11 protein-coding genes and 1 pseudogene are annotated in these 12,120 nt (G+C 65.7%); 3 read left to right on the forward strand and 9 right to left on the reverse strand.

What is annotated here, in order from left to right:
* From BLQ14_RS15060 to BLQ14_RS15090, 8 genes and pseudogenes are all read right to left on the reverse strand, one after another.
* Positions 1 to 157 (reverse strand): annotated as a pseudogene (locus tag BLQ14_RS15060) (IS5/IS1182 family transposase); the annotation flags it as partial.
* Between the two features lie 119 nt (positions 158 to 276).
* The gene (locus BLQ14_RS15065; protein ID WP_092501392.1) at positions 277 to 1,431 is read right to left on the reverse strand and encodes a DegT/DnrJ/EryC1/StrS family aminotransferase; all 1,155 of its coding nucleotides are present in this window, start codon (positions 1,429 to 1,431) and stop codon (positions 277 to 279) included.
* Positions 1,428 to 2,015 (reverse strand): acyltransferase, encoded by a 588-nt coding sequence (locus BLQ14_RS15490; protein WP_281220864.1) that lies wholly within the window; start codon positions 2,013 to 2,015, stop codon positions 1,428 to 1,430. The genes BLQ14_RS15065 and BLQ14_RS15490 overlap by 4 nt, the downstream gene beginning before the upstream one ends.
* Entirely contained in the window at positions 2,016 to 2,978 is a 963-nt protein-coding gene (locus BLQ14_RS15495) for a Gfo/Idh/MocA family protein (protein ID WP_211295375.1), read from the reverse strand. It lies immediately after the preceding gene.
* Positions 2,979 to 2,988: 10 nt separating this feature from the next.
* Complete coding sequence (locus tag BLQ14_RS15075; protein ID WP_092501393.1) at positions 2,989 to 4,284, reverse strand: nucleotide sugar dehydrogenase; 1,296 nt, start codon at positions 4,282 to 4,284, stop codon at positions 2,989 to 2,991.
* 60 nt (positions 4,285 to 4,344) lie between these two features.
* Positions 4,345 to 6,447: an acyltransferase family protein gene (locus tag BLQ14_RS15080; protein ID WP_106176399.1), complete on the reverse strand. Its 2,103-nt coding sequence runs from the start codon at positions 6,445 to 6,447 to the stop codon at positions 4,345 to 4,347.
* Between the two features lie 363 nt (positions 6,448 to 6,810).
* Positions 6,811 to 7,608, reverse strand: coding sequence for a helix-turn-helix domain-containing protein (locus BLQ14_RS15085; protein WP_092501395.1), 798 nt, complete (start codon positions 7,606 to 7,608; stop codon positions 6,811 to 6,813).
* 142 nt (positions 7,609 to 7,750) lie between these two features.
* Positions 7,751 to 8,422 (reverse strand): hypothetical protein, encoded by a 672-nt coding sequence (locus BLQ14_RS15090; protein ID WP_092501396.1) that lies wholly within the window; start codon positions 8,420 to 8,422, stop codon positions 7,751 to 7,753.
* A 275-nt stretch (positions 8,423 to 8,697) separates the two neighbouring features.
* On the opposite strand from BLQ14_RS15090, the gene BLQ14_RS15095 reads away from it, so the two are divergent.
* The 3 genes from BLQ14_RS15095 to BLQ14_RS15105 are packed head-to-tail and all read left to right on the forward strand — an operon-like array spanning position 8,698 to position 10,728.
* Positions 8,698 to 8,964, forward strand: a complete 267-nt coding sequence (locus BLQ14_RS15095) for a hypothetical protein (RefSeq protein ID WP_092501397.1) — start codon at positions 8,698 to 8,700, stop codon at positions 8,962 to 8,964.
* Positions 8,965 to 9,007: 43 nt separating this feature from the next.
* Entirely contained in the window at positions 9,008 to 9,796 is a 789-nt protein-coding gene (locus BLQ14_RS15100) for a hypothetical protein (protein WP_106176401.1), read from the forward strand.
* Positions 9,793 to 10,728, forward strand: coding sequence for a helix-turn-helix domain-containing protein (locus tag BLQ14_RS15105; protein WP_092501399.1), 936 nt, complete (start codon positions 9,793 to 9,795; stop codon positions 10,726 to 10,728). Before BLQ14_RS15100 ends, BLQ14_RS15105 begins: the two co-directional genes overlap by 4 nt.
* A gap of 160 nt (positions 10,729 to 10,888) precedes the next feature.
* On the opposite strand, the gene BLQ14_RS15110 is transcribed toward BLQ14_RS15105, so the two are convergent.
* On the reverse strand, positions 10,889 to 11,812 hold the full coding sequence (locus BLQ14_RS15110) for an HNH endonuclease (protein ID WP_092501400.1): 924 nt from the start codon (positions 11,810 to 11,812) through the stop codon (positions 10,889 to 10,891).
* Positions 11,813 to 12,120: the final 308 nt, after the last annotated feature.

Genomic DNA, 12,120 nt, shown 5'->3' on the forward strand with positions numbered 1-12,120 from the left:
GAGCGGCGACGATCGAGGCATCGACAATCTGCCCGCTCATCGCCAGATACCCCGCCGCGCGCAGATGCGCGTCGAACCGCGCGAACAGCCGCTCGATCGCACCCGCCTGCACCAGAGCCTCGCGAAAGCGCCAGATCGTGGTCTCATCCGGCACCCTGTCGCCACCAGCCGCTCCAACGGAGCGCCCCCTTCGATAGCGCGACATACCGCTCGTCCAGATCGAAGAAGCCGTTCTGATCCGCCATCACGATACTCCCTCGCTTCGATGCGAGAGAATCACAGTAGCATCCAATGGTCGGGGGATTTCAGGATCTCTGATAGGCACACAGAGATGATTCCCTTTTGGTCCCCTTCCTCAATATACGGATGCATCGGCAGGCTGAACACCGTCTCCGCCAGCGCCTCGCTGGTCGTCAGACCCGCCGGATCGGTCGGGAAGTCCGCATAGGCCGTCTGCCGGTGCAGGGGGCGGGGGTAGTAGACAACGCTCGGCACGCCCTGCGCCTTCAGATGCGCCATCACCGCATCGCGTTCGGCGGCATCGGTGGCGACAAGCGTGTATTGCGCCCAGACCGAGCGGCAGCCCTCGGGCACATGCGGCACGCGGAAGCAGCCTTCGAGGGCACGCGAATAGGTCTCGGCCACGCGCTGGCGCCCCTCGATCTCGTCCGGGTAGATCACAAGCTTCTCCAAGAGGATCGCCGCCTGGATCGTGTCGAGCCGCGAGTTCCGGCCGATGCGCACGTTGTCGTACTTGTCAGTGCCCTTGCCGTGCACCCGGAGCGAGCGCATCAGCGCCGCCAGCTCGTCATCGTCGGTGAAGAGCGCACCACCGTCCCCGTAGCAGCCCAAGGGCTTGGCGGGGAAGAAGGAGGTGGTGGTGATGTCGGCGAGCGTGCCGGTCATCCGCCCCTTGTAGCTGGCACCGAAGCCCTGGGCGCTGTCGGCGATCACGCGCATGCCCTCGGCGCGGGCGATCGGCGTGATGGCATCGTAATCGGCGGGCAGGCCGAAGAGATCCACCGGGATCACCACTGCGGGCCTCAGCCCCAGCCCGCGGGCATGGGCGATGGCGCGTTTCAGGCTCTCGGGGTCCATGTTGAAGGTCGCGGGGTCGACCTCGACGAAGACCGGCGTGGCGCCGGTGCCGGGCACCACCTCGGCGGTGGCGGCGAAGGTGAAGGAGGGCACGAAGACGGCATCGCCCTCGCCCACCCCCAGCGCCATCAGCGCGAGCTCCAGCGCGTCGGTGCCGTTGGCGCAGGTGATGACATGGCGGGCGCCGCAAAACTCGCCCAGCTTCTCCTCGAGCTCGGCCACCTCGGGGCCCATGATGTAGTTGCCGTGATCGAGCACGGCGCGGATGCGCGCCTCGATGCGCTCGCGGATGCGCGCCTGCTGGGCGGCAAGGTCGATGAAGGCGATGGTCATGGGGTGTCGTCCTCGATGGGGCGGAGCCGGCCGCCGACAAGTTCATAGCGTTCACCCGTGCGCGGGCAAATCAGATCTGCGCCCAATCGCTCGCCGGCGCGGCTGACCCAGCCGATCTGTCGCGCCGGCACGCCGGCAACCAGCGCGTAGGGCGGGACATCCTTCGTTACCACGGCACCCGCGGCGACCATGCAGTATTCGCCCAGGGTGTGGCCGCAGACGATGGTGGCATTGGCACCGATGGTCGCGCCGCGGCCGACATGGGTGGGGGAGAACTCGGACTTGCGCTCCACATGGGCGCGCGGCGTCAGCACATTAGTGAAGACGCAGGAGGGGCCGCAGAAGACATCGCGTTCAAGCGTCACGCCGCGATAGAGCGCGACGTTGTTCTGCACCTTGCAACCATCCCCGATCACCACGTCCGGCCCGGCCATCACGTTCTGGCCGAGGATGCAGTCGGCCCCGATCCGGGTGCCGGGCAGAACATGGCAGAAATGCCAGATGCGGGTGCGTGGACCGATCTCGCAGGGCTCGTCCACATAGGCCGATTCATGAATGACGGCGCTGGGGTCGATGGCCATCATTCAGCCCTCTCGCATCGCCCGATCGGCCGCCATCAGGACGCGTAGCACCGCAAGCCCCTCGGCACCGTCGGTCAGCGGCTTGCCCCCCGTCTCGATGCAGTCGATGAAATGGGCGCATTCGGCGCGCAGGGGCTCGCCCTTTTCCACCACGATCGGCTCCGCCTCTCCCCTGACTGGCACCGGAACCTGCCCCGACGTGTCGATGCGATGAGGGTAAAGGGTGAGCTTCTCCTCCCAGACCGGTTTCGAATCCTCGAACACCAGCATGCCCTCCTCGCCCACCACCACCAGGCGGTGTTCCTTGAAGGGGTGCATCCATGAGGCGGTGACATGGGCTGCCACCCCGCCCGCAAAGCGCAGCTGCATCGTCGCCCAGTCGGCCACGCCGGCCGTGGCATGGGCCGCGCCCTGGGCGGTGACCGCCTCGGGCTCGGCCCCGACAAGGCTCAGGATCATCGACACGTCATGGGGCGCAAACGACCACATGACGTTCTCCTCGGTGCGGAACTTCCCCAGGGAAAGGCGGTTGGAATAGATGTAGCGCAGGGCACCGATGCGGCCTGCCTCGACTTCCGCCTTCAGCCGGCGGAAAACCGGGTGATAGTGCAGAAGATGGCCCACCATCAGCACCCGCCCCGCCGCCTCGGCCGCGGCGATCATGGCCTGCGCCTCGGCGATGGAAAGCGCCATGGGTTTCTCGACATAGACATGCTTTCCGGCGGCAAAGGCCTCGAGCGCGAGCGGCGCGTGCGTCTCGGCCGGGGTGGCCAGCGCCACCGCGTCGATCCCGGGGTCGGCCAGCACCTCGGCCCAGTCACGGGCGGGCACCCCATGGGCCTCGGACATGGCGCGGGCGGTGTCGGGGTTGCCCTCCACCACCGCAGCGAGCGCGCCGAGCTCGGCGAAGTTGCGGGTGAGGTTCTTTCCCCAGTGGCCGCAGCCCACTTGCGCGATGCGTGCCATGCGTCCCTCCTCAGGCCCGAACCGCATTCGGCGCGCCGCGGAACCGGCCGCGGGTGTCGATGATCAGGGGGGCGTGTTCGCGGATCATGTCATAGTCGAAGGCGCTGTGATCGGTCAGCAGAATCACCGCATCCTGCGCGGCCAGAAGCTCGGGCGTGAGCTCCACCGAGGCAAGGTCGAAATGATGCTCGCGCATCTTCGGGAACACCGGCACGTTGGGGTCGGCATAGGAAAGTTCCGCCCCCCAGTCGCGCAGGATCTCCATGACGAAGACCGAGGGGCTCTCGCGCATGTCGTCGACATCGCGCTTGTAGGCGATGCCGAGGGCGAGGATCTTCGCCCCCTTCACCGCCTTGCCCGCCTCATTGAGCGCCCGCACCGTCTTGTCGACGACATATTGCGGCATGGAGGCATTGATCTCGCCGGCAAGCTCGATGAAGCGGGTGTGCAGCCCGTATTCGCGCGCCTTCCAGGTCAGGTAGAAGGGGTCGATCGGGATGCAGTGCCCGCCGATCCCCGGCCCCGGATAATAGGGAGTGAAGCCGAAGGGCTTGGTGGCGGCGGCATCGATGATCTCGAAGATGTCGAGCCCCATGGCATCGGCCACCACCTTCATCTCGTTGACAAGCCCGATGTTGATGGAGCGGTGGATGTTCTCCAGAAGCTTGACCATTTCGGCCGCGCGGGTCGAGCTCACGGGCACCACCCGGTCGATGAAGGCGCCGTAAAGCGCCTCGCCCGCCGCGAGACATGCCGGGGTGTGGCCGCCCACCACCTTGGGAATGGTGCGGGTGTTGAAATGGGCGTTGCCGGGATCCTCCCGCTCGGGGGAATAGACGAGATAGGCGTCCTCACCCACCCTCAGCCCCGCACGGTCGAGAAAGGGTTTGAGCACCTCGTCGGTGGTGCCGGGCCAGGTGGTGCTCTCCAGCGAGATCAGCTGCCCCTTCCGCAGATGGGGCGCGATCTGCTCCATCGTGGCGGTGACAAAGGAGAGATCGGGCTCGCGGTAGGTGTTCAGCGGCGTCGGCACGCAGATGATCAAAGCATCGCACTCGGCGGCGCGGGAGAAATCCCCTGTGGCCTCAAAGCCGCCCGCGCGCATGGCCGCGATCGCCTCACGCGGGATGTGGCGGATGGGGCTCTGCCCGGCATTCAGTTCATCCACGCGTTGCGCATCCACGTCGAAGCCGACCACGCCCAGGCCGACCTCGCTGATCCGAAGCGCCAGCGGAATGCCTACATAACCCAGACCGAGAATCCCGATCTTGGCGGACCGGCTCGCGACGGCATCAACAAATCGCATGTGACTGCTCGTTTGAATGGGAGGAGGTTATCCGAGGGATTTTCCGAATTCCCCCTTGGCTTAGCGGGGCAGCGGCACAGGGTCAACGACCCGCGAGGGTGCAGGGCCCATTGGCGCCTCCGACGGGCCCACGCCAACCCTCAAGGAGGCTTCCCTGGTTCTGTCGAGCATGGGCGCCACCCTGTCCCGGAAACGGCTGACGAGCGCAACCGAGCCTGGCACGGTGAGGTGATGCTTGTCCCGAAACAGGGGGGTTCTGGCATCTCCGGCCGTGCAGCTTTCGATCCGCCCGTCCGGGCAGAAGGCAGGCGCGACATCAACGAATGTCGGCGCGTAGAGCCGCGCCAGCTCCGCATTCTCGGCGATCAGCGTCGCCGCCATCTCGGCATCGCCCCGGCAGCGCTTTTTCAGGAGACTGTCAGGGATCACGCCGGGAACCCTCCGGCATTCGATCAGAAGCCTGTCAGGCTTGATCACCGGCCCGAACCAGAGCACCTCATCGCCGAGCTCCTCGAGCCTCGAGAGAACATGGCGGACGGCGTCATGCCACTCTTGGGGATGGTTTCCGGGCTCATAGGCGTAGTGGTGCAGGATCACCGTCACGGGCCCCATCACCGCCAGCTCCTCCAGCAATGCCCGGTTGCGCTGAGCGCAAATTTCAGCATGGGCCGTCCTGCCGTTGAAAACATTTAGATAACCAGAAAAACCGCTGAAGGGGGAACAAGAAGTGAAATAGGCAATGTAGATATCCGCCTCGGGGAAGACCTCGCTCAACCCGGGCAGAAGGTGCCGTGCGTGGCTGTCTCCCCATACCACGATGCGCGGCCCGCCGGGGCGCGCCCGGCGGCAGGTGAAGACCGGGTCGCCCGCGGTCCAGCCGAGTTCCCGACCGTCCAGAAAGTTGGTTCCCGCGCAATAGCGCGACTCCGCCGCCCGCCATTCGTCCGCCGAAAGCTGCATCAGCCGCTCCTGCGGAATCCGCCAGGGTGCGCCATCAGACCAATTGCCGTAAACGGCAACCACCAGCCCCAGCGCCCAAGGCGCCGCCAGCCCGGCCCATCCGGCCGCCCTCTCCCGAAGCGCCGGGGCAAAAAGCCGCGCGGCGACCGGATCGGCCAGTCGCCGCAGCCCCAGGGCAAGCACGACAGAGATTGCACCCAGCAGAAGCTGGGTCGGCCATGTCAGTTCCGCAAATGTCACCTGCCGCCAGAAGACGATGACCGGCCAGTGCACGAGATAAAGCTGATAGCTCAGGGCAGCGATGAACGCGATCAGGGCGATACGCCCGAGCCGGGCGGAAACCTCATTGCGCAGGAGCATCACCGGCGCAAGCAGGGCGGCCACGGGAGAGAGCAGCCAGCTTGCGCCGAGGCCGGAAATGGCAACAAGAACCGCCGGCGGCAGAACGAGAGCCAGAAGGGCCGGCACCCCTCGAAGCGGCGCCATCCTGTGCAGGCCGTAAAGAGGCATCACCCCGCCGAGAAGGAAATGCGGCGCGCGATAGATGGAATTGTAGAACAGCACATCCATCGCCCGCTGCGGCGAGGCAAAGAGGTACTCCGACGGCACGGGCAGCGGCACTCCCCTTGCCAGTGCAAGCCCGAGCCCCAGCATTCCAAGCGCCAGCAAGGCAGCCACGCTCAACACCGCCCGGAAGCTGATCCAGCGGGAAACGAAGAGGATCAGCCCGAACACGATGTAGAACTGTTCCTCGACGGAGAGGGACCAGCTGTGCAGGAAAGGGCGGAGCTCGTTTTCAGGCGCGAAATACCCCGCCTGATTCATGAAAAAGAAGTTCGACGCCAGAAGCAGGGTGTTGAGTGCCTGATCAGATATGTCCTTCAGCGCCTGGGGTGAGAACAGAAGAAACGATACTGCCAGCGTCGCGACAGCCGTGATCACAAGAGGCGGCAGGATGCGCCGCACCCGCCTCGCGAAGAACGCCCCCACACGGAACCGCCCATGCCGCTCCTGGTCACGCAGCATGGTGAAGACCATCAGATAGCCGCTGAGGGTGAAGAACAGGTCGACCCCGAGATATCCGGTGCCGAAACCGGCGACATCGAGGTGAAAGAGCAGGACGATCATGATCGCAAAGGCGCGAAGAGCGTCGAGCTCGGGAAGCTCATACAAAGACTGGCTGGACGTCACTGCTTGCTGCACTCCGCCTCCCTGAGAGCAGACTCCTCATGAACTGTCGAACAGATCGTTTCCGTGGCGTATCTGCGCGCCCGCATGGGGTCAACGGCGAGAAAGCTAACGCCCCCATCCGCCAGCCGCCTCCTGCCATCCGCGCGGGCGAAGGCAACGCCGGGGCGGGAGAGGGCAGGGATCCCGGCCCCCGGAACCCAAAGGCGAAACCCAAGGGTGAAACCCAAACCCGGAACCCAAAACCGAAACCCAAACCTGAAACCCAAACCGAAACCCAAACGAAACGCCTGACGCTGGCGAGGCGCCGGGCCCCGCCCGCCCGCATATGCACGCGCCGGGGGAGGACCCGAAGGCCCCCGGCCTCTCCCGCGCATCTCACCGCGCGTGCCCGTCCTTGCCGGCGCGGGCAAGGATCGCCGCCTCGAAATGCCCCCAGTTCGCAAGACACGGGACAGGCCCTTGCGCCATCTCCTCGAGCACCGGCAGGATCACCCGCTCAAGGCTGATGCCGCGCTCAACCCAGCCGATCAGCCTGCGCGTGTCGTCCTCAAGGCGGCTCCAGTTCTCCGCCGTGGCCCAGGGGCCGAGGGCGAGAAGGGCGCTCTCGATGATCTGCCGCCTTTTCTCGGCATGGAGTCTTCTTTTCCAATTTCCTTTTTCCCTTTCCTTCTTCTGCAGCGCAGCCCTTGCCCCGCCCTCGAGCACCCCTTGCCCACCCCGGGGCAACCCTTGCCCGGGGGGCGGCCTGCGGTTGGCCGGAGGCTCCCGCACCGTCGGCCCGAGGATCGGGTGGCCCGTGGGCGGGATCGTCTTGCGGCCGGGCCAGGCGACGAGTTGGAGAACGCTCGAGATGCGCCCGCCGTCCCGCCCGACCCGGCCGATGCGGCGGATGAGCCCGCGCCGCTCGAGCGCGTTCAGCCCGTCCGAGACCGAGCGCAGGCTGATCCCCGCCGCCCGCGCGAGCCTCTTCCGGCTGAGCCAGCAGCAGCCGTAAGGATCGGCCCGCTCCGCGATCACCCGCAAAAGCCAGAAGGCCGCGCCCCGCAGCTCGGGGAGGCCCTGCGCCCAGTGCAGCGCCTCGAGCCTGACGAAATGCTGTCGCTTCTTCCCCGCCGTTTCCGCCGCGAGCGCCGAACCCTGCCAGCGCGAGCCGCCTCTCTCGACGCGTCCCATTTTGTTCATCCTTCATTCGCTCTTTGTCCGAAGCGAGTCGTAGGCACGAGACACGGAGAAACGCATGGGTCGGAAGTCGCCCGCCGACTTCTGACCCACGCCGGGTTTCGGTTTTCCACCCTGAAGCTCGCGCGGCGGCCGGTTACACGCGCATGTTGAGCCAGATGCGCTTGATGGCATCGTAGCTCGCGGGCTGGCGGTCGAGCCTGCGCATCGCCTCGGCGACGATGTCGCAGCCGCTCATGCCGGGCTCGGTGGCGTCATTGCGCGTGGGATGAAGACCCCACCGCCAGACGAGATCGTCGAGGACATAGCAGATGAAGAGATCGCGGAACGGATGGATCCGCCTTGCCCCGCGCCCGGAGGGCGGTTTGCGTTCTCCTCTCAGAACCTCGATCACGAACCGGCGAAGGGGCGCGCACATCCGCTCTTCATCCTCGAGAGATGCGATGGCGAAGAGGTTGAGGGCCGCATGCACGTCGGGGTCATTCTCCGACAGGATGAGCAGCCGCTCCACGACCTTTTCGTGCCGCGCGCACGGATCATTCTCCTCTCTGAGCAGGCGGCGCAGGATGCGGTCGAGGCCGGCCAGCGCATGGAGAAGCGACTCCCTGTCCTCGAAATCGACGCCGGTGCTGTCATCACCGATGCAGGCCGCATGGGTGCTGGTGAGCACATGAAAGAAATACGCCACGGTGAGCTCCGGTCTGGGCAGGTCGCCCTCGCGCTCCATCCATGCGAGCTGCTCGAACTGCCAGCGCAGGCTCTCGGTGGCAAAGGCGAGAATGTCTGATCGATCAGGGGAGGGCGACACGGAATTTCTTCTCTTGGTTGATTCTCGGCCCACCATACAGTCCTGACGATTGCCGCGGGGGCCTCTCCGCCCCCAACGAGAATTCCTCGCCGATGCGAAGAGGGCCTTGCGCTTTCCGTGCTTCTCCCCCGGCGGAGTGGCGAGGGCGAATGCGTGTTGCCGAACGGCAACACTCACTCTCTAAAGTGATTTGAATAAGTTATCTTCATCACTTTCTTTGTTGCACCAATCGATAATCGTGATATGTTACCAATATCATTTTTTCAGGGGATGCCATGCAGCTCACACGCCACGCCGAACAGCGACTGCAAGACCGCTGCCTGCCGCGCGATGTGGTCGCGACGATTTACGCATACGGCTCCTTCCGGCATGCGAGGGGAGCCGTGAGTCTCATGCTCGACCGGGAAGCAATCGATCTTGCCGCGGAAGGCGATCGCCGCCGCCGCAACAGGCTTGAACGTTATTGCGGCGCCTATGTGATCGTCGGCGACGGAGAGACAATCATCACCGCCGCGCGTCGCACGCGCCGGTTTCGCCAGTAGACCTCACCGGAAAACCGACAACTCAAAAAGAAGGTTCAGACCCTTGGAACAAGATCTGACACTCGCACAAGCGTTGCTTCCAGCCCTGACCCGCACCACGGCCACGGCGTTCGCAGACCAGAAAGCCCTGCTGTTGGCGCAAGAGGGGCGTGTCAGCGTTCATTACGCGCCTTTCGATCACATCGTCCGCTCGGCGCGCCTGGTGGTGGTCGGCATAACCCCGGGAATGACGCAAGCGGTCAATGCCGTGAACGCCGCCGTTGCCGCACGTGACGCCGGGCTGCCAATCGAAGTCGCCCTCGAAAAGGCGAAGATGACCGCAAGCTTCAGCGGCGGGGCAACGCGAAGCAACCTCGTGGCGATGCTCGATGCCATCGGCGTGGCACGCCATTTCGGGCTGGCCAGCACGGCCGAGCTGTTCCGCCCCGGGGCAGGGGATGTGCACTTCACCTCGGCGCTGCGCTACCCGGTCTTCGTCGACGGCAAGAATTACAACGGCGCGCCGGACATGCTGAAAACCCCGGTCCTGCGGCGCATGGTCGAAACCTGGCTGGCAGAAGAAGCCCGGCTGCTGCCGAACGCCCTTTGGCTTCCGCTGGGCCCGAAGGCCGAAGCCGCGGTGACGCATCTGGTTCAGGCCGGCCTCTTGCGCAACTCCCATGTGCTGGCCGGCATGCCCCATCCCAGCGGGGCAAATGCCGAGCGTGTCGCAATCTTCCTCGGCCGGAAACGCCCCGAGGAGGCGTCGCCCATGACACGGCCCGGGCCGCTGCTCGAGGCGTTTGCCCGCCTCTCGGACCAGATCGCCTCGCTTGAAGGAAACGCGGCATGAACAGAACCAGAGAGATCCCCTACAGCTGGGACGAGATCGAAGAGCAGATCCGTGACGCGATCCGGTGCCAGGCAAGCATCCTCGAGGCCTTCGGGCCTCGAGACGAGGGGCGGACGGTCCGTGATTATCTCGGCCTCGACGGAGAAGGTTTTGTCGATGTCCAGGAACTGACGAGCGAAGAGATCGCCGCGATCGATATCACGCGCCATGACATCTATTACCATGCGCGCGTTGCCTATGATTATGCCTATCAATGCCGCCCGCAGGACCGTTACACCGTTCTCAGCACCTGGCACGAGGTCGATGGCCTTCTGCAGGGCTTTCCGGAAACCGATGCGGACGCCGAGCCATCGCCTTTCTGCACGCTCAACGATTTCCCGCTGCGGCGCATGTTCGAGACCTTCTTCGCCCGCTTCGCGTTGTTTGACAAGGATCGGCAGTGGGATGTGGACATTCGCCAGCTCTCACTGCTGGCGAACATGACCGTGCCCGCCGTGCGCACCTCGCTCAGCAAGGAGGGCTTCAAACTCGAAAAGACGCAGGGGCATGCCCGCTCCCGGCTGGAGGGAACCGGCTTCAAGCTCGCCAATGCAGATGCGCGGCTCTGGCTTTCGAGGCGCCGCGGCTTCATCCCTCAGCTTGACGAGGGGGAGGACGACGGCTCTGATCTCGCCAGCGCCGCTACGCTTTATGATCTGTATCTGAGCTTTCCGGAAGCCGTTGCACGGATCATGGAGCTGCGGGGCCTTGATGCGTCAGCCGCTGCCGCGCAGGCAGGCCTCGATGCGGGATGGCTCGACGAGCTGCTTCACGGCCGTCGCGCTGCACCGGACATCGATGCATTGCGCGCCCTCGCCAGAACGCTCCGGCTTCCCGTGCCCGATTTTGCAGCAGCGGGCGTCAAGCACCTCCTGGCGCTCGAAGACGCCTGATATGCTCCCCGCGCCAAGGGCCTTGGCCATTTGCCCATGTCCCGCAGGCGCCGGCCGGCAGCCCTGTCGGGTGCACGGGCTTGCCACGGTGCTCGCGATCATCCTCGCGGCCGCCCGCGCGCATGGCGCCCGGCTACTGACGGAGGATGGGCACGCGGCACTAATGCCAGGGCGCGGGACCTTCGGCCGAGATCTGGCCGAAGACGTTCTCGCGGTGCCAGCGCAGGTTCGCCGGGTGCGGCGCATGTCTGGGATCGCGGGGTTTCAGGAGCCTGCCGCCCGGGATCAGCAGACGGTCGATGACCTCTCCCGGCACCTTGTTGCGCGACACGAGGATCGTCTCGCAATCCTCGGCCACCGAGATCAGCCCGCGATCGAACATCCAGTGCAGCGTGCCCGACAGCGCAAGCCCGTTGCGGACCGAGTCGCTGCCGCCATGTTCCACCGGGCGGATATGGGCGGCCTGCACCTCGGGGCGGCCGCCGCCGTTGCGCAGCATCAGTCCCGACATCGCGCAGCGATAGCCATAGGCCTCGCGCACTTTGCGGCGGAAGGCGACATCGCGATAGGCCCGGCGGGTGAGCCGCTCGATCACCGGGCGCTCGAAGGGGGCGGCGTGCTCGGCAAGCCCGCCTGCCGACGCGCCATAGCGTGTGGCTTCCCGGGCTTCCAGATCGGCCGGCAGGCCCAAGTTGACGATGCGGGCAAAGTCGGCCTCCGACAGGCGGCGCACGGCGCTTTGCGCCAGCCCGCCGGTCACCGGGCCGCCGTCCGGGCCGGTGAGTGACGCCTCCAGCGGGCGGCCATCGATCAAGCGCGGCACCTCGCGGTCGAAGGGCAGAAAGCTGCCGGGCGCGATCAGCGCAAGATAGCGTCCCTCGACGCCGGGCTTGGGGATGATCTCGTCGATCCGTGCGACGGCGAAATAGCCCCGCGGCCCGGCCTTGACCGGCTCGTAGTAGATGACCCAGTCGCCAACGGCCTCCTGCATTGCCTTGAGGTACTGGCGCGGGAAGTCATAGACGACGTCGGGTTCGTCGTCGTAGATCGAGTCGGCCCGGTGCAGCAGGACGAGCTTTGCCATGGCGCCAGGGAATACCCGGCGGCGGGGGCAGGGCAAGGGCAACCCGCCCATGCCGCGAGGCGCGAGGGCGCTACCCAACCTAAGCGTCCACATCCGCCAAGAGAGACGCCGAGGCCGTCGCGCGCGCGAGGAAAATTCTGCGGTTTAGCGCAGGTGAGGATCCGCCTCCGGTTTCGCCGGCAGGGGTCGAAGGATTCGGCCCGCCCCCTGTGAATCTACCCCTTGCGAATTCCAACCGAGGTGCCACTTCTGCTTGGCATAGACTATCCGCCGCCACGTGCGATCTCCATGAGCTTCTCACGGAATAC

Source organism: Meinhardsimonia xiamenensis (genome assembly GCF_900102905.1).
In the GTDB taxonomy this organism is placed as follows: domain Bacteria; phylum Pseudomonadota; class Alphaproteobacteria; order Rhodobacterales; family Rhodobacteraceae; genus Meinhardsimonia; species Meinhardsimonia xiamenensis.

Coding starts and splice junctions, on each gene's coding strand:
- BLQ14_RS15065 (WP_092501392.1), bottom strand. CDS start 1,431: ATGACCATCGCCTTCATCGACCTTGCCGCCCAGCAGGCGCGCATCCGC.
- BLQ14_RS15490 (WP_281220864.1), bottom strand. CDS start 2,015: ATGATGGCCATCGACCCCAGCGCCGTCATTCATGAATCGGCCTATGTG.
- BLQ14_RS15495 (WP_211295375.1), bottom strand. CDS start 2,978: ATGGCACGCATCGCGCAAGTGGGCTGCGGCCACTGGGGAAAGAACCTC.
- BLQ14_RS15075 (WP_092501393.1), bottom strand. CDS start 4,284: ATGCGATTTGTTGATGCCGTCGCGAGCCGGTCCGCCAAGATCGGGATT.
- BLQ14_RS15085 (WP_092501395.1), bottom strand. CDS start 7,608: ATGGGACGCGTCGAGAGAGGCGGCTCGCGCTGGCAGGGTTCGGCGCTC.
- BLQ14_RS15095 (WP_092501397.1), top strand. CDS start 8,698: ATGCAGCTCACACGCCACGCCGAACAGCGACTGCAAGACCGCTGCCTG.
- BLQ14_RS15105 (WP_092501399.1), top strand. CDS start 9,793: ATGAACAGAACCAGAGAGATCCCCTACAGCTGGGACGAGATCGAAGAG.
- BLQ14_RS15110 (WP_092501400.1), bottom strand. CDS start 11,812: ATGGCAAAGCTCGTCCTGCTGCACCGGGCCGACTCGATCTACGACGAC.